At 68.9% G+C, this 17,056-nt stretch carries 9 protein-coding genes and 1 tRNA gene; 1 reads left to right on the forward strand and 9 read right to left on the reverse strand.

Annotated features, from left to right (window positions below; genetic code table 11):
* Positions 1 to 29: 29 nt before the first annotated feature.
* From DSC45_RS31105 to DSC45_RS31135, 7 genes are all read right to left on the reverse strand, one after another.
* A complete protein-coding gene (locus DSC45_RS31105; protein WP_119295342.1) occupies positions 30 to 608 on the reverse strand; it encodes a CinA family protein in 579 nt (192 codons plus the stop codon).
* Positions 605 to 1,270, reverse strand: coding sequence for a CDP-diacylglycerol--glycerol-3-phosphate 3-phosphatidyltransferase (gene pgsA, locus DSC45_RS31110; RefSeq protein ID WP_119295343.1), 666 nt, complete (start codon positions 1,268 to 1,270; stop codon positions 605 to 607). The genes DSC45_RS31105 and pgsA overlap by 4 nt, the downstream gene beginning before the upstream one ends.
* Positions 1,270 to 2,745 carry a 30S ribosomal protein S12 methylthiotransferase RimO gene (rimO, locus tag DSC45_RS31115; protein ID WP_119295344.1) on the reverse strand — a complete coding sequence of 492 codons (1,476 nt, stop codon included), beginning with the start codon at positions 2,743 to 2,745 and terminating at the stop codon, positions 1,270 to 1,272. The genes pgsA and rimO overlap by 1 nt, the downstream gene beginning before the upstream one ends.
* A 102-nt stretch (positions 2,746 to 2,847) precedes the next feature.
* Positions 2,848 to 3,711, reverse strand: a complete 864-nt coding sequence (locus DSC45_RS31120; protein WP_240434949.1) for a helix-turn-helix domain-containing protein — start codon at positions 3,709 to 3,711, stop codon at positions 2,848 to 2,850.
* Positions 3,712 to 3,950: 239 nt separating this feature from the next.
* Positions 3,951 to 6,692, reverse strand: a complete 2,742-nt coding sequence (locus DSC45_RS31125; RefSeq protein WP_119295346.1) for a DNA translocase FtsK — start codon at positions 6,690 to 6,692, stop codon at positions 3,951 to 3,953.
* A gap of 68 nt (positions 6,693 to 6,760) precedes the next feature.
* Positions 6,761 to 7,441: a response regulator gene (locus DSC45_RS31130; protein ID WP_119295347.1), complete on the reverse strand. Its 681-nt coding sequence runs from the start codon at positions 7,439 to 7,441 to the stop codon at positions 6,761 to 6,763.
* Positions 7,442 to 7,685: 244 nt separating this feature from the next.
* A complete protein-coding gene (locus DSC45_RS31135; RefSeq protein ID WP_205571475.1) occupies positions 7,686 to 13,190 on the reverse strand; it encodes a HAMP domain-containing protein in 5,505 nt (1,834 codons plus the stop codon).
* Positions 13,191 to 13,461: 271 nt separating this feature from the next.
* Between DSC45_RS31135 and DSC45_RS31145 the strand changes: the two genes are divergently transcribed.
* Complete coding sequence (locus DSC45_RS31145) at positions 13,462 to 16,128, forward strand: SpoIIE family protein phosphatase (protein WP_240434950.1); 2,667 nt, start codon at positions 13,462 to 13,464, stop codon at positions 16,126 to 16,128.
* Positions 16,129 to 16,184: 56 nt separating this feature from the next.
* Here the strand turns inward: DSC45_RS31145 and DSC45_RS31150 are convergent.
* Positions 16,185 to 16,257 (reverse strand) — tRNA-Thr (locus DSC45_RS31150).
* Positions 16,258 to 16,336: 79 nt separating this feature from the next.
* Positions 16,337 to 17,056, reverse strand: a 720-nt coding sequence (locus DSC45_RS31155) for a DegT/DnrJ/EryC1/StrS family aminotransferase (protein WP_276145482.1), incomplete at its 5' end; no start/stop codon positions are given.

The following is a 17,056-nucleotide window of genomic DNA, read 5'->3' on the forward strand; positions in this document are numbered from 1 at the left end:
GATGTCGTGTTCACTCAGGGCTGCAAACATCAAGACTCCCCGTTCTGTTCCGTATCCTGTGCCCGCGCATTTCCGTGGAGTTGATCCGCGAGCAGTCCGAGCACGCTCCGTGCACTCTCCCTACGGTTTTCCGAACGGTCGCCGTTCAACCGCAGAGCAACCACTTTCCCATCCTCCGGACATCCCGGCGCCCCGCGCTGCCCGGCGGCCGGCGGTACGCCCGCGTGCGCCGGACCAGCCACCGCGACGTAGACCGTGCCGACCTCCCGGCCGTCCTGCGGGTCGGGTCCCGCGACTCCGGTGGTCGCGATCCCCCAGTCGGTTCCCAACGCCCGGCGCACGCCCTGCGCCATCCGCAGCGCGACATCCGGATCCACCGCACCGCGCTCCGCGAGGAGATCCCCGTCGACACCGAGGACGTCCCGCTTGATCCTCGTCGCATACGCCGTGACGGATCCCACGAACACCTGGGAGGCACCGGGCACCCCGGTGAGTTCTGCGGCCACCAGACCGCCGGTGAGGGATTCGGCGACGGCGAGCGTCTCACCCCGTGCGGCCAGAAGCCGCAGCGCATCGGCTGCCCGGACGTCCGACGCCGAGGACGTCACTCGGCGCGCTCCGCGGCCGCGGCCATCCCCTGCCGCCGCAGGTCGATCGCCTGCTTCACGTAGTCGAGCCCGGTCGCCACGGTCAGTACGACGGCCACGCCCATCACCCAGAACCGGATGGACGCCAGCGGCCCGGTCAGCGCGAGTACGTACATACCGACCGCGATGCCCTGCGACAGCGTCTTCAGCTTGCCGCCGCGGCTGGCCGGGATCACTCCGTAGCGGATCACCCAGAAGCGCAGCAGCGTGATGCCCAGCTCGCGCCCCAGGATCACGCCGGTGACCCACCAGGGCAGATCGCCCAGCCAGGACAGACAGATCAACGCGGCCCCCATGATCGCCTTGTCGGCGATGGGGTCCGCGATCTTCCCGAAGTCCGTGACCAGGTCGTACGCCCGGGCCAGGTGACCGTCGAAGAGATCCGTGATCATGGCGATGGCGAAGGCGGCCCAGGCCAGCGAACGCCAGGCCGGGTCGTACCCGCCTTCGGCGAGCAGCAGCAGGACGAAGCCCGGCACGAGCAGCAGCCGCACCATGGTCAGGATGTTGGCGATGTTCCACAGGCTGGCCTGATTGACGGCCGCAGCACCCAGCTTGCCGCCGGGCGCCGGTGCCGACTTACGGCCCGTCCCGCCCGCGGCGGACGCCGGGACTCCGGTCATCAGCCCGCCTCCTCGAAACACTCCACGACCAGGTCGACGCCCTCGGTGGCAACGACCTTCGCCTCGACCATACGACCGACAGTCAAGCCCGGGTCCGAGCGGAACACCACCTGGCCGTCGGTCTCCGGTGCCTGGTGCGCGGCTCGGCCGACCGCGGCCCCGTCTCCCGCGTCATCGCCCACCGCCTCCACCAGGACCTGCAGTGTCTCGCCCATTCGTTCATCGGCCCGCTGCGCCGTCAGCTCCTCCGCGAGCTGCGAGACGCGCGCGAGACGCTCGGCCACCACGTCCTCGTCCAGCTTCTTGTCGTACGTGGCCGCCTCGGTGCCGTCCTCGTCCGAGTAGCCGAACACACCGATGGCGTCCAGGCGTGCACCGCTCAGGAAGCGCTCGAGCTCCGCGACGTCCTCCTCGGTCTCCCCCGGGAAACCCACGATGAAGTTGGAGCGCGCACCGGCCTGCGGGGCCTTGGCCCTGATCTGCTCCAGCAGACCGAGGAACCGCTCGGTGTCCCCGAACCGCCGCATCGCGCGCAGCACGTCGGGCGCCGAATGCTGGAAGGACAGGTCGAAGTACGGCGCGACCTTCTCGGTCGACGTCAGCACGTCGATCAGACCGGGCCGCATCTCGGCCGGCTGCAGGTAGCTGACCCGCACCCGCTCGATTCCGTCGACGGCCGCGAGCTCCGGAAGGAGCGTCTCGAGCAGCCGGATGTCCCCGAGGTCCTTGCCGTACGAAGTGTTGTTCTCGGAGACGAGCATGACCTCCTTGACGCCCTGCTCGGCGAGCCAACGGGTCTCCTGCAGCACGTCACTCGGCCGACGCGAGATGAAGGAGCCGCGGAACGACGGGATCGCGCAGAACGAGCAGCGCCGGTCGCAGCCGGAGGCGAGCTTCACCGAGGCCACCGGCGAGCTGCCCATACGGCGCCGCAGCGGGGCGCGCGGCCCGGACGCGGGGGCGACCCCTTCGGGCAGGTCGTCGGGCGCCTGCGCGTGACCGGGCAGCGCCACCTCGGAGGCCGACTGCCGCTCGGCCGGGCTGATCGGCAGCAGCTTGCGGCGGTCGCGCGGCGTGTGCGGGGCGTGCACCCCGCCGCTCAGAATGGTGCCGAGGCGGTCGGAGATATCGGTGTAGTCGTCGAAGCCGAGCACACCGTCGGCCTCGGGCAGCGCCTCGGCGAGCTCCTTGCCGTACCGCTCGGCCATGCAGCCGACCGCGACGACGGCCTGGGTCCGGGCTCCCCCTTCACCTGCGGCGGACTTGAGGTCATTGGCCTCGAGCAGGGCGTCGACGGAGTCCTTCTTGGCTGCGTCGACAAATCCACAGGTGTTGACCACGGCGACATCGGCGTCGGAGGCGTCCTCGACGAGATCCCAGCCATCCGCCTCCAAGCGGCCTGCGAGCTCCTCCGAGTCCACCTCGTTACGGGCGCAGCCAAGGGTGACTAGGGCGACGGTGCGGCGTTCGGGCATGACGTCAAGACTACTTCGTCCCCGCCGGGTCCCTCGCCGCGAGGGCAGCAAGCGGCCCCGGCCCGCGAATCGCGGGGCCGGGGCCACCCGGAACGCTCTTGCTCAGCCGACCTGCGGATCGTCGCCGGAGTCGCCCTTCGTGTACGAGAGCCGCTCCACCTGGCCGGGCTCGAACTCGTCCTCGACCTCTTCGCCGTTGACGTAGAGCTTGATCGCACCGGCGTCACCGAGCACCAGGTCGACCTGCTGCTTGTCGGTGAAGGTCTTGGTCTGGCCCTTCTGGAGCAGGCCGTCGTAGAGCAGTCGGCCGTTGTGGTCCTTGGCCGAGATCCAGCTGCGCCCCTCGGGAGCGCTCACCATGACGGTGACCTTGTCCTTCGGCGCACCCGCGATGGCACTGTCGGCGGGGTCGGGCTTGGGATCGGCCGGCTTGGACGGGCTCGGCTTCGGAGCGGGCTTGCCCGATGTGGGGGTGCCCTCGGCGACCGGATCCTTGGAGCCGGAGCCGCTTTCGCCGCCGTTGAAGAGCGTGAATCCGACGAAGCCGACCACGACGACGATCGCCGCGACCATGGCCACCGTCCAGTTGGGCCGGCGGGGCTCGGGCCGGATGCGCTCGGCCTCGAACAGCGGAGCGGCGGCGGTCGGCTCCGGACGCCCGCCGTGCTCACTGTCGTACTGGGCGAGGAGCGGCGCCGGGTCCGTGCCCACGGCACGGGCGATGGTGCGGATGTGGCCGCGGGCGTACACGTCGCCGCCACATCGGGAGAAGTCGTCCTTTTCGATCGCGTGCACGATCGGAACGCGCACCCGGGTCTCGGAACTGACTTCTTCGACGGTCATGCCGGCAGCCACACGCGCCTGCTTGAGCACGCTGCCGACCGACTCGAACTCGACGTCGTACGGCGAGCGGCGGTCGTCTTCGGGCGAAGGGCGGTCGTCTTCAGGGGAGTTGCCGATGGACACGGGGGCGCCTTTCGAGCGTGTAGCCACCTGCTGGAGGTTCAGTCTAGGGGGGTGACGAAAGGGTGGGGCAACCGGGCGGACGGGTTTGTACGCCATCGGAATGGCCCGTCCGGACGCTGCCGCGCCTTCGTCGTACCCCTCTGTCCAACTTGACGTATGCGAAGGAGAAACGGTTGCCTCCCGCATTCTTTCGGGAAGACGGGAGGCGTGGGTCCTTGGAGGTCCTTGTGGCACCTCTGTCAGGAAGCCTCCCCGCGGATGACCGCGAGCACTCCATCGAGTTCGTCGGGCTTGACCATCACGTCCCGCGCCTTGGACCCCTCGCTGGGCCCGACGATGTTGCGTGACTCCATCAGGTCCATCAGCCGGCCCGCCTTCGCGAAGCCCACCCGCAGCTTGCGCTGCAGCATCGACGTGGAGCCGAACTGTGTGGAGACGACCAGCTCAGCGGCCTGGCACAGCAGGTCGAGGTCGTCGCCGATGTCCTCGTCGATCTCCTTCTTCTGCTTGGTGCCGACGGTGACGTCGTCCCGGAAGACGGGCGCCATCTGCGCCTTGCAGTGCTCGACGACAGCCGCGACCTCTTCCTCGGTCACGAAAGCGCCCTGCATACGGGTCGGCTTGTTCGCCCCCATCGGCAGATAGAGGCCGTCACCCTTGCCGATCAGCTTCTCGGCGCCCGGCTGGTCGAGGATGACCCGGCTGTCGGCGAGCGAGGAGGTGGCGAAGGCGAGCCGCGAGGGCACGTTCGCCTTGATCAGACCGGTGACGACGTCGACCGACGGGCGCTGCGTGGCGAGCACGAGGTGGATGCCGGCCGCGCGGGCCAGCTGCGTGATCCGCACGATCGAGTCCTCGACGTCCCGCGGCGCGACCATCATCAGGTCGGCGAGCTCGTCCACGATCACCAGGAGGTACGGGTAGGGCTGCAGCTCGCGCTCACTGCCCTCGGGGGCCTTCGCCTTCCCGTTGCGCACGGCCTCGTTGAAGTCGTCGATGTGCCGGTACCCGTAGGCCGCCAGGTCGTCGTAGCGCAGGTCCATCTCGCGCACCACCCACTGCAGGGCCTCGGCGGCCCGCTTCGGGTTGGTGATGATCGGCGTGATCAGGTGCGGGATGCCCTCGTACGCGGTGAGTTCCACACGCTTGGGGTCGACGAGGACCAGTCGGACATCCTCCGGGGTGGCGCGCATCATCACCGAAGTGATCAGGCAGTTGATGCAGGACGACTTGCCGGAACCGGTCGCACCGGCCACCAGGACGTGCGGCATCTTCGCCATGTTGGACATCACGTAGCCGCCCTCGACGTCCTTGCCGAGGCCGACCAGCATCGGGTGATCGTCCTCGGCGGCGGCGGCCAGGCGCAGTACGTCACCGAGGTTGACCATCTCGCGGTCGGTGTTCGGGATCTCGATGCCGACGGCGGACTTGCCGGGGATGGGGCTGATGATCCGGACGTCGGGGCTGGCGACCGCGTAGGCGATGTTCTTGGTGAGAGCGGTGATGCGCTCGACCTTCACAGCGGGCCCGAGCTCGACCTCGTAGCGCGTGACCGTCGGTCCCCGGGTGAATCCCGTGACGGACGCGTCCACCTTGAATTCGCTGAACACGGTGCTCAGAGACGTCACCACGGCGTCGTTCGCGGCACTGCGCACCTTGCCGGGGCCGCCCCGCTCGAGCAGGTCGAGCGAGGGCAGTGCGTACGTGATGTCGCCGGAGAGCTGCAGCTGCTCCGCGCGCGGGGGCAGGTCCCGGGGCGCCTCGCTCGAGGCCTTGGTCAGGTCGGGCACGCCGTCGCGGTCGTCCCCGGCGGATGCCCCCGACCCACCGGCCCGCGCGGACGGCAGTGGCGTCTGCTCCGACTCGGCCCGCTCCACCCCGACGCCCTGCGTGAGGTCCGCGACGATCGGTGAAGGCGGCATGCCGTGCATGACCGCGCCATCGAGCGCCGCAGCGGCGGCCGCAGCCACGTCCACGGCGTCCCTCGGCCGGTCGACCGCGGGCTGCGCGGCACTCTTGCGCGGCCGGCGGCGCTTGGTGAGCGCCTCCTCCTCGGCCTGGTCGGCGTCGTACGCCCCGGGTTCGGCGGAACGGCGCCGCGAGCCCGCAGGCAGGGACTCGCGCCACTGCTCCTCGTAGCGGTCGTCGTCGTAGGTCTCCTCGTCGGCCCCCGGGTCCTGGACGACTCCGAGCTTCTGGCCGACGAGCCGCAGCCGCTGCGGAATCGCGTTCACCGGGGTCGCGGTCACGACGAGCAGCCCGAAGAGCGTCAGCAGGACGAGCAGCGGTACGGCGAGAACCTCGCCCATCGTGAAGACCAGGGGCCGCGAGGCGCCCCAGCCGATCAGGCCACCGGCGTCCCTTATGGCCTCGGTGCCCGCGCTGCGGCCCGGCGATCCGCACGCCATGTGCACCAGGCCGAGCACACCGATGACGAGCGCGGACAGACCGATCACGATCCGGCCGTTCGCCTCCGGCTTCTCCGGGTGCCGGATGAGGCGTACGGCCACGGTCCCGAGCAGCAGGGGTACGAGCAGGTCGAGCCGCCCGAAGGCTCCGGTGACCAGTATTTCGACCAGGTCGCCGACCGGACCGCGCAGCTGGGACCAGGTACCGGCCGCCACGACGAGTGCGAGGCCGAGCAGCAGGAGGGCCAGGCCGTCCTTGCGGTGTGCCGGATCGAGTCCCTTGGCGCCACGCCCTATGCCGCGGAAGAGCGCACCGACGGTGTGGGCGACGCCGAGCCAGCAGGCGCGCGCGAACCGGTAGACGCCTCCGGTGGGGCTGGGTGCCGGCTTGGGCGCGGGCTTCTTGGCCGCCGCCTTCTTCGCGGGGGCCCTTTTCGCGGGTGCCTTCTTAGCCGGGGCCTTCTTGGCCGGAGCCTTCTTCGCGGCGGCCGCCTTCTTGGCGGGCGCCTTCTTGGCTGCGGTCGGACGTGAGGCCATGGGGGTGAGGTTACCGGTGGAGGCCACCGCGGACACGTGTGCCTACTGCTTCACCCGTTCGTGTCGCGGTGGCCGGGGCGCAGAACTGACGCGCCTTCAAGCGCTCAGCTCTGCGAGGGAAGTGACGCCGTCCCGGGGCCCGTTCCCGGTTCGAGGGCGTCAAGAGCCCTGCGTAGACCGGTGAGTTTGCGCTCCAGGTGCGCGGCGGTGGCGACCGCGGAGGCGTCCGCGGAATCGTCGTCGAGCTGCTTGGAGAGCGCCTCGGCCTGCTCCTCAACGGCCGCCAGGCGTGCCGAAAGCTCCGCGAGGAGACCGTCGGGACCCTTGGGTTCGTCGGCAGTGCGGTCCACGCCCTCGAGCTGCAGACGCAGCAGGGCTGCCTGCTCCCGCAGTTGGCAGTTCTTCATGTACAGCTCGACGAAGACGGACACCTTGGCGCGCAGCACCCACGGGTCGAACGGCTTCGAGATGTAGTCCACGGCCCCCGCCGCGTAACCGCGGAACGTGTGGTGCGGACCGTGGTTGATCGCCGTCAGGAAGATGATCGGGATGTCCCGGGTCCGCTCGCGGCGCTTGATGTGCGCGGCCGTCTCGAAGCCGTCCATGCCGGGCATCTGTACGTCCAGCAAGATGACTGCGAAGTCGTCCGTGAGTAGTGCTTTGAGCGCTTCCTCCCCGGACGATGCCCGCACCAGGGTCTGATCGAGCGCCGAGAGGATGGCCTCCAGCGCAAGCAGATTCTCCGGCCGGTCATCGACCAGGAGGATCTTGGCCTTCTGCACCATGGCCCGTCCTCCTCGCCCCGGCAGAGCACCGGTCGCCGCCCCAGGGGACGACATATTGGCGCCGCCCGTCCTCGTGCCGGTCATGGTAGCCGTACCCCGCCTGTCGCCACACCCTGTCACCGCGATGTCACTGTGCACGTAGCAGAAACGTGGTGGGAGACCAGAAAGTTCCCCGGTCACCGCACTTCCATGCGGCAACCGACACGTTCAGTCAGCAATCAATCGTGGTGCGGGTGTGTATCTGTCATTCTCCGTGCATCCATTGCTCCATCACCGACAGTAGATGATCCGGATCCACCGGCTTCGTGACGTAGTCGGAAGCACCCGAGTCCAGCGCCTTCTCCCGGTCTCCCTTCATCGCCTTCGCCGTCAGCGCGATGATCGGCAGTCCGGCGAACTGCGGCATCCTGCGGATCGCCGTCGTCGTCGCGTACCCGTCCATCTCCGGCATCATGATGTCCATCAGGACCAGCGTCAGATCGTCGTGCTGCTCGAGCACCTCGATACCCTCCCGGCCGTTCTCGGCGTAGAGCACCGACAGGCCGTGCGTCTCGAGAACGCTGGTGAGCGCGAAGACGTTCCGGATGTCGTCGTCGACGATCAGGACCTTCTCGCCGTGGAAGTGGAACACCGGCCGCTCCCGCGGCACTTCCTGGCCGGCGCCGGACCACTGCTCCGCTCCGGCGGCGTCCGTGCCCGGCCCCCCGGGTGACGCACTCCGCTGCTCGGGCGCACGCGCCGCCCTGCGCCGCTCGCGGAAGAGCGTCTCCGCGTCCTCCTCCGCGGCCGAGGAACGCGCCTCCGCGGGCTCCTCCATGGCACTGTCCTCGGACGCCTCGACCGCCGTGCTCGGCGCGGGAGGCAGCTCGGGCATCGCCCGACCCGCCGGCCCCGACGCCACCGGAAGCTGTACGTACCCCTGAGGCGGCAACTCGCTGGCGTGCAGCGGCAGATACAGGGTGAACGTGGACCCCCGGCCCGGCTCGCTCGCCGCATGGATCTCGCCTCCGAGCAGCCGGGCGATCTCACGGCTGATCGACAGGCCGAGGCCCGTACCGCCGTACTTGCGACTGGTGGTGCCGTCCGCCTGCTTGAACGCCTCGAAGATCACCCGCATCTTGCTGGCCGCGATCCCGATACCGGTGTCGGTGACCGAGAACGCGATCAGATCCGCGTCCGCGTCCCGCAGCGACCCCGCCTCGAGCAGCTGCTCCCGAATGGCGTTCGGGACATCGGAGTTGGCGGTCCTGATCACCAGCTCCACCGCGCCGCCGTCGGTGAACTTCACCGCGTTCGACAGCAGGTTGCGCAGCACCTGCAGCAGCCGCTGCTCGTCGGTGTGCAGGGTCGCGGGCAGCTCGGGCGACACCCGCACCGAGAAGTCCAGGCCCTTCTCCGCGGTCAGCGGGCGGAAGGTGGCCTCCACGTAATCGACGAGCTGGACGAGGGCGATACGCGTCGGTGAGACGTCCATCTTGCCCGCCTCGACCTTGGACAGATCGAGGATGTCGTTGATCAGCTGCAGCAGGTCCGAGCCGGCCCCGTGGATCGTCTCGGCGAACTCCACCTGCTTCGGCGAGAGGTTGCCCTCCGCGTTGTCGGCGAGCAACTTGGCGAGAATCAGAAGGGAGTTGAGCGGTGTCCGCAGCTCGTGCGACATGTTCGCCAGGAACTCGGACTTGTACCGCATCGACACCGCGAGCTGTTCGGCCCGCTCCTCGAGGACCTGCCGGGCCTCCTCGATCTCGGTGTTCTTGACCTCGATGTCGCGGTTCTGCTGGGCGAGCAGCTCGGCCTTCTCTTCCAGCTCGGCATTCGACGCCTGCAGCGCCTTCTGCCGGTTCTCCAACTCCGCGGAGCGTTCCCTGAGTTGCTCGGTCAACTCCTGCGACTGCCGCAGCAGCACCTCCGTCTTGGTGTTCACCGAGATGGTGTTGACGCTGGTCGCGATCATCTCCGCGATCTGGCTGAGGAAGTCCCGCTGGATCTGCGTGAACGGCTGGAAGGAGGCCAGCTCGATCACTCCGAGCACCGTGTCCTCGAACAGCACGGGCAACACGATCACCTGCGCCGGCGGCGCCTCGCCCAGACCCGAGGCGATCTTCAGGTATCCGCTGGGCGCGTTCTCCACCAGGATGGTCCGCTTCTCGGTCGCCGCCGTCCCGATCAGCGTCTCGCCTGGCTTGAACGACGTCGGCATCGAGCCCATCGAATAGCCGTAACTGCCCAGCATCCGCAGCTCGTACGAGTCCCCGCCGCCCCCGCCGACGTCCTTCCCGTCATCCGTGGGCAACGCCAGGAAGAAGGCGCCGTGCTGAGCCGAGACCACCGGCGTCAGCTCGCTCATGATCAGGCCCGCGACGTCCTCCAGATCGCGGCGGCCCTGCATCAGACCGGAGATACGGGCCAGGTTGCCCTTGAGCCAGTCCTGCTCCTTGTTGGCGATCGTCGTGTCCCGCAGGTTGGCGATCATCGTGTTGATGTTGTCCTGCAGGTCCTGGATCTCGCCGGAGGCGTCGACGTCGATCTTGAGGTTGAGGTCGCCGCGGGTCACCGCGGTGGCCACGGCCGCGATCGCGCGCACCTGCCGCGTGAGGTTTCCTGCCATCTCGTTGACCGACTCCGTCAGGTCGCGCCACGTTCCGTCGACGTCGCGCACCCGGGCCTGGCCGCCCAATTGCCCCTCGGTACCCACCTCTCGGGCCACCCGTGTCACCTGCTCGGCGAACGACGAGAGCTGATCCACCATCGTGTTGATGGTGGTCTTCAGCGCAAGGATCTCGCCACGCGCGTCGATGTCGATCTTCTTCGTGAGGTCGCCCTCGGCGATGGCCGTAGTGACCATGGCGATGTTGCGCACCTGCCCGGTGAGGTTCGACGCCATCGAGTTCACCGACTCGGTGAGGTCCTTCCAGGTGCCGGCCACGCCCGGTACGCGCGCCTGGCCACCCAGGATGCCGTCCGTACCCACCTCGCGGGCCACCCGCGTCACCTCGTCCGCGAACGAACTCAGCGTCGTCACCATCGTGTTGACGGTCTCGGCGAGCTGTGCGACCTCACCGCGGGCCTCGACGGTGACCTTCTTCGTCAGGTCGCCGTTCGCGACGGCCGCGGACACCTGGGAGATGTTCCGCACCTGCGAAGTCAGGTTGTTCGCCATCAGGTTGACGTTCTCGCTGAGGTCCTTCCAGATCCCGGTGATGCCCGGTACGCGCGCCTGGCCACCCAGGATGCCGTCCGTACCCACCTCACGGGCCACCCGCGTCACCTGGTCGGCGAACGCGGAGAGCTGGTCCACCATCGTGTTGACCGTGGTGACGAGCTGCAGGATCTCGCCCTTGGCGTCCACCGTGATCTTCTTCGACAGGTCACCGGTGGCGACGGCCGTGGTGACCTCCGCGATGTTCCGCACCTGCATGGTCAGGTTGTTGGCCATGCCGTTCACGGACTGCGTGAGGTCCTTCCAGGTGCCCGCCACGCCCTGTACCTCGGCCTGACCGCCGAGAATGCCCTCGGTCCCCACCTCGCGCGCCACCCTGGTGACCTGCTCCGCGAAGTTCGAGAGCTGGTCGACCATCGTGTTCAGGGTGTTCTTGAGCTCGAGGATCTCCCCGCGCGCGTCCACGTCGATCTTCTGCGACAGGTCACCGCGCGCCACCGCCGTGGCGACCTGCGCGATGTTGCGCACCTGCGCGGTGAGATTGCCGGCCATGCCGTTCACCGAGTCGGTCAGATCGCGCCACACACCGGCCACACCCGGCACCTGCGCCTGACCGCCGAGCCGGCCCTCCGTACCCACCTCACGGGCGACCCTGGTCACCTGGTCCGCGAACGCGGAGAGCTGGTCCACCATCGTGTTGATGGTGTTCTTGAGCTCGAGGATCTCCCCGCGCGCGTCCACGTCGATCTTCTGCGACAGATCACCGCGCGCCACCGCCGTGGTCACCTGTGCGATCTGCCGGACCTGCGAAGTCAGGTTGCCCGCCATGAAGTTGACGGAGTCCGTGAGCTCCTTCCAGGTACCGCTGACGCCGTCCACCCGAGCCTGACCGCCGAGCCGCCCCTCGGTGCCCACGTCCCGCGCCATCCGCGTCACCTGGTCCGCGAAGGACGAGAGCTGGTCCACCATCGTGTTCACGGTGTTCTTGAGTTCCAGCATCTCGCCGGACACGTCGACGGTGACCTTCTGCGACAGATCACCGTTCGCCACCGCCGTCGTGACCTGCGCGATGTTGCGCACCTGGCCGGTGAGGTTACGGAAGGCCGTGTTCACCGAGTCCGTGAGGTCCTTCCACGTACCGGCCGCGCCCTGCACCTGGGCCTGACCGCCCAACTCGCCCTCGACGCCGATCTCCCGCGCCACCCGCGTCACCTCGGCACCGAAGGCGGAGAGCTGGTCCACCATCGTGTTCACGGTGTTCTTGAGTTCCAGCATCTCGCCGGCGACGTCGACGGTGACCTTCTGCGACAGATCACCGTTCGCCACCGCCGTCGTGACCTGCGCGATGTCCCGCACCTGCGTGGTGAGGTTACGGAACACGGTGTTCACCGAGTCCGTGAGGTCCTTCCACGTACCGGCCGCACCGGGCACGTTCGCCTGGCCGCCGAGCTGTCCGCCCGCACCGACCTCGTTCGCCACGCGTGTGACCTCGTCCGCGAACGTCCGCAGCGTCTCGGTCATCTGGTTGATCGTTTCCGCGAGTTGCGCGACCTCGCCGCGTGCGCTGACCGTCACCTTCCGCGACAGATCACCGCTGGCGACCGCCGTGGTGACCTCGGCGATGCCGCGCACCTGCGCGGTCAGATTGCCGGCCATCAGGTTCACGGAGTCCGTGAGGTCCTTCCAGACGCCCGCCACTTCGGGCACGACCGCCTGTCCCCCGAGCTCACCCTCGGTGCCCACCTCCCGCGCGACGCGCGTCACTTCGGAGGAGAACGAGGAGAGCTGGTCCACCATCGTGTTGACGGTGTTCTTCAACTCCAGCATCTCGCCGGCCACATGCACGGTGACCTTGCGTGACAGATCCCCCTTGGCGACAGCCGTGGTCACGAGCGCGATGTCCCGCACCTGAGCCGTCAGGCGGTACGCCATGGTGTTCACCGAGTCCGTGAGGTCCTTCCACGAACCGGACATTCCACGCACACGTGCCTGGCCGCCGAGCTTTCCCTCGGTGCCCACCTCGCTGGCCACCCGCGTCACCTCGTCGGTGAACCGGGACAACTGGTCGACCAGGTTGTTCACCGTACGGCCGACCTTGAGGAACTCGCCCCGCAGCGGCAGCGCCGCACCCTCCGGCCCCTGCGCCCGCAGCTCCATCCGCTGCTCGAGATCGCCGTCGGCCACGGCGGACAGCACGCGCCCGACCTCCGACACCGGACGAACGAGATCGTCCACGAGGGCGTTCGTGGCATCCATCGCCGTCGCCCAGGATCCTTCGCCCGCTCCGTGCTCGAGTCGCTCAGTGAGTTTTCCCTCACGTCCGACCGTCCTCCGCACGCGTGTCATCTCGCCCGTGAGATGCAGATTACGGTCCGCAACCTCGTTGAAGACGGCGGCGATCTCGCCCATGACGTCGTCGCTCGACACCGTCAACCGCTTGCGGAAGTTCCCGTCGCGCATGGAGACAAGAGCCGCCAGGAGCCGGTTCAGGGCCGCCGTATCCACCTCCGTGGTACCGCGCTGTCTACTGCGGGACGGGCTGCCCTTCGCACGCGTGCTGGTGCCACGCGCTGCCGCGCCAGACTCCACTGTGTCCCTCCCGCGGGGATCGACCGTCGTTCTCGTCCGCCCAGGTCTTCACACTGAGCCTGTCCAGTGTTTCACCATGGTGGAACCAGGCCATAACACTTCGGCAGCTTCACACAAGGGGGTCCGCGCATCCCGGGCACTTTCCATGCAGACCGGCATCCGCGCGGACGGCGAAGGTAAGTAACCTGGCACCGGGCTGTCCAACCACCCCGGTCCGCCCGGCCTGGGCGGTGGCGAGAATTTACGGGCACCGGAGGGGCGGCCGCACACCATGACCATGGGAGACCTGGGCGTAGACACTGGCACGAGGAGTTCTGTGATCACCGCGCGGGCAGCTGCCAGCTTCGAACCGGTCGGACGGTCCGTCGCGACCGCCCGAAGTTTCGTCCGCGACACCCTCCAGGGCTGGGGTTACGCGGATATCGTCGACGACGCCGTCGTCCTTACCAGTGAACTCGTGACGAACGCTGTCGTGCACGCCGGCACCACTGCCGACGTCCTGTGCCTGCGCAGCGAGGACGGCGTCCGCATCGAGGTGGGGGACCGCTATCCGGAGCGCGAGATCCCGCTCCAGCCGAACCGGCTCAGCGCGCCCGACCGTGAAGGCGGCCGCGGACTGCAGCTGTGCGCCGCACTCGCCACCCGCTGGGGAGTCGAGTACTCGCCGGCCCACAAACAGGTCTGGTTCCAACTCGAGCTTCCGCAGCGCCAGGTGGGCACCCGCACGGCCGGCCCCGCGCTGGCCACCGAACTGCTGCCGCTCGCCGACACCCAGATCCACGTCGCCGTGCTGCAGGTCTCCCGCCAGGGCACCATCTCCGCCTGGAACGAGGACGCCGAGGCGCTGTTCGGCTACTCGGCGGAGGAGGTCACCGGCAAGCCCCTCACCGACTTCGCCGCCTGGCCGCACACACCCGGCACCAGCACCGGAATCGCCGACGCCCTGCAGCTCTCCCGCTGGGAGGGCAGCTACGGCATCCGCGGCGTCGACGGCCGCGTCATGCCCGTCTACGCCTCGCACCTGCGGGTGCGCGACGCGGACGGCACCCCGTCCACCGTGTGCCTCCTGGTCCGCGACGACGAACGTGCCGTACTCCAGACCCCGTTGCGCGGCCAGTCCCAGTCGGACGGTTCAGCCCCGTTGAGCGAGCCGCACCCCTCCGACCCGTTCGACGCGTTCATCGGCTCCCCCGCGCCCGACGACCTCGACGGCCTGCTCCAACGCACCGTCGAGCGCGCCCGCGACATGCTCGACGGCGACGCGGCCTTCCTGCTCCTCGCCACGGACGACGAGACCGAGCTCGAGGTCCGGGCGTCCACCGGCCTCCCCTCGGCCCGCCAGCGCTTCGCACGGGTCCCTGTGGAGGCGGGCACGGGACGCTACGGCTCCGCCCGGATGCCGGCCGTCCACGAGGACCTCACGGCCGTACCCGGTGCGGCCCCACTGCTCAACGGCACGGGCATGCACTCCGTCGTGACCGTCCCGCTGAAGGTCGAGGGCCGCCTCACCGGCTCGCTCGGCGTCGCCGCCGAAGCCCCGTCCCGGTACTCCAACGAGGAAGCCCTGCGCCTCCAGTTCGCGGCCGACCGCATCGCGCTCGCCGTGGAGTCGGCCCGCCTGGGCGAGCTGGAGCGATTGCGCCGCGGCTCGCTGTCGTTCCTCGTCGAAGCGTCCGATCTGCTCGCCGGCACGCTCGACCGCGACCAGACACTGGCGCTGATGGCCCAGATGACTGTGCCGACCCTCGCCACCTGGTGCGCGGTGTACACGATCGCCGATCAGTCCTCCGAGCCGTACCTGTCCTTCGTCCTGCACGAGGACGAGGACCGCATCGACGGGCTCAAGGCCCTGCTCTCCCGCATCGACCCGCCAGACCCGGTACCCACACCGGGCGCACGGGTGTGGGCGGCACCCGCCGAAGCCGCACACCAGGCCGCCCTGCGCACATCGATGCGGAGCCTCGGCCTCGGTGAGACAACCAATCTCAGCGGCGGCATCGGCACCACATTGAGCACCGCGTCGGCCGTCGGCGGCGAGACCGTCGTCCTGCCCCTGGTGGCCCGTAACCGCGTCATCGGCATGCTCACCCTCGGCAAACCGACCGACGAACACTTCCGGCAGGAGATCCTCGAGCTCGCCGAGGACCTCTCCCGCCGAGCCGCCCTGGCCCTGGACAACGCACGGCTGTACTCGGAGCGCATGGCCATCAGCCAGTCCCTGCAGCGCAGCCTGCTGCCGCCGGGGCTGCCCCAGGTCCCGGGCGTCGAGGTCGAGGTCATCTACCGGGCCGCCGGCGAGGGCAACGAGGTCGGTGGAGACTTCTACGACCTGTTCCCCATCAAGGACGGCGCCTACGGCTTCGCCATCGGCGACGTCTGCGGCACCGGCCCCGAGGCCGCCGCAGTCACGGGCCTCGCCCGCCACGCGCTGCGCCTGCTGGCCCGCGAGGGCTTCGGCGGCCCCGCAGTTCTCGAGCGCCTCAACGCGGCGATCCTCGACGAGGGCGCCCGCAGTCGCTTCCTCACCCTGCTCTACGGGGAGTTGTGGCCGCAGGAGGACGGCTCCGCGGTGCTCAAGGTGGTGTGCGCCGGTCACCCACTCCCCCTGCGTCTACGCCAGGACGGCACGGTGGAACCCGCCGCCGAGCCCCAGCCGCTGCTCGGCGTCATGGACGACCTGGAACTCTACGAGCAGACGGTGACCCTCGACCCCGGCGACGTCCTCCTCTGCGTCACCGACGGCGTCACCGAACGCCGCGAAGGCACCCGCATGTTGGGCGACGACGGCCTCACCGACGTCCTCACCACATGCACAGGCCTCACCGCCGGCGCGGTAGCCGGACGCGTCATGCGAGCTGTGGAGCGTTTCGCGGCGGACGCTCCGTCCGACGACATGGCCATCCTCGCCATGCGCCTCCCGGAACTCCATATCGACTGACCCTCCGCATACGAAAAAGGGCCTTCACCCGACGCGGGTGAAGGCCCTTTCTGCGGAGCCCCCAAACGGAATCGAACCGTTGACCTTCTCCTTACCATGGAGACGCTCTACCGACTGAGCTATAGGGGCCTGTCCCACAGGCGGCTCCCACCGCCTGGCGACGCAAGAAATCATACCTCGAACAAACCCGTGCTCCGAACCGGAAGTACTAGAACGCCGGCTGCAGAAGTCCGCCCAGCGCATTGCACGCGGACACCACACGATGCAGTTCCCGCCGCGTCATCCCGGAACCGACCGGCAAGGCCAGCGTCTGGTCCGCAGCCAACTCTGTCTCGGAGAGCACTATGTCCCTGCGGAACTCCGACATCCGATGCACCGGCGTCTTCACGGGCACCCGACAGTCAACTCCCTTGGCCCGCAGGGCTCGTGCAAACGCATCCCGATCCGGCCGCCCGTTCCCCGGAACCCGCACGACGAACTGCTGGTACGTGTGTCCACGGACCTCAACGGGCGTCTCCACGCCACGCAGACGACCGTGCAGGTACGCCGCATTGCCACGCCGGCCTGCCGCATCGCCGTACATACCCCGCTCTTCGACCTGTTCGAGCAGCAACAGGCCTTCCCTGCGGGCGAGTTCACCCAGCCCGGCCATATCGGCCGACTGACCGAACCGATGCACGGCCACCACTGCGGCAGTCCGCGGGGTCAACACAGCTTGCACGGCCCGCGGGTCGATGCAGTACGTCACGGGGTCGATGTCCGCGAACACGGGCAACCCTCCCGCGGCCACCGCAGCCTCGGCAACCTCGACGTTCCCGTAGGCCGGCACGACGACCTCATCGCCGAGCCCGACTCCCGCTGCCTTGAGCAACTCAACTGTCCCCATGCCTCCGGATGTTGGCGGGACAAGATGAACGGCAAGTGACCC

Source organism: Streptomyces sp. YIM 130001, from assembly GCF_003574445.1.
Taxonomy (GTDB): domain Bacteria; phylum Actinomycetota; class Actinomycetes; order Streptomycetales; family Streptomycetaceae; genus Streptomyces.

What these genes read in the sequence shown, in the direction of transcription:
- pgsA (WP_119295343.1), bottom strand. Translation starts at nt 1,270, where the DNA reads ATGACCGGAGTCCCGGCGTCCGCCGCGGGCGGGACGGGCCGTAAGTCG.
- DSC45_RS31145 (WP_240434950.1), top strand. Translation starts at nt 13,462, where the DNA reads ATGACCATGGGAGACCTGGGCGTAGACACTGGCACGAGGAGTTCTGTG.
- rimO (WP_119295344.1), bottom strand. Translation starts at nt 2,745, where the DNA reads ATGCCCGAACGCCGCACCGTCGCCCTAGTCACCCTTGGCTGCGCCCGT.
- DSC45_RS31130 (WP_119295347.1), bottom strand. Translation starts at nt 7,441, where the DNA reads ATGGTGCAGAAGGCCAAGATCCTCCTGGTCGATGACCGGCCGGAGAAT.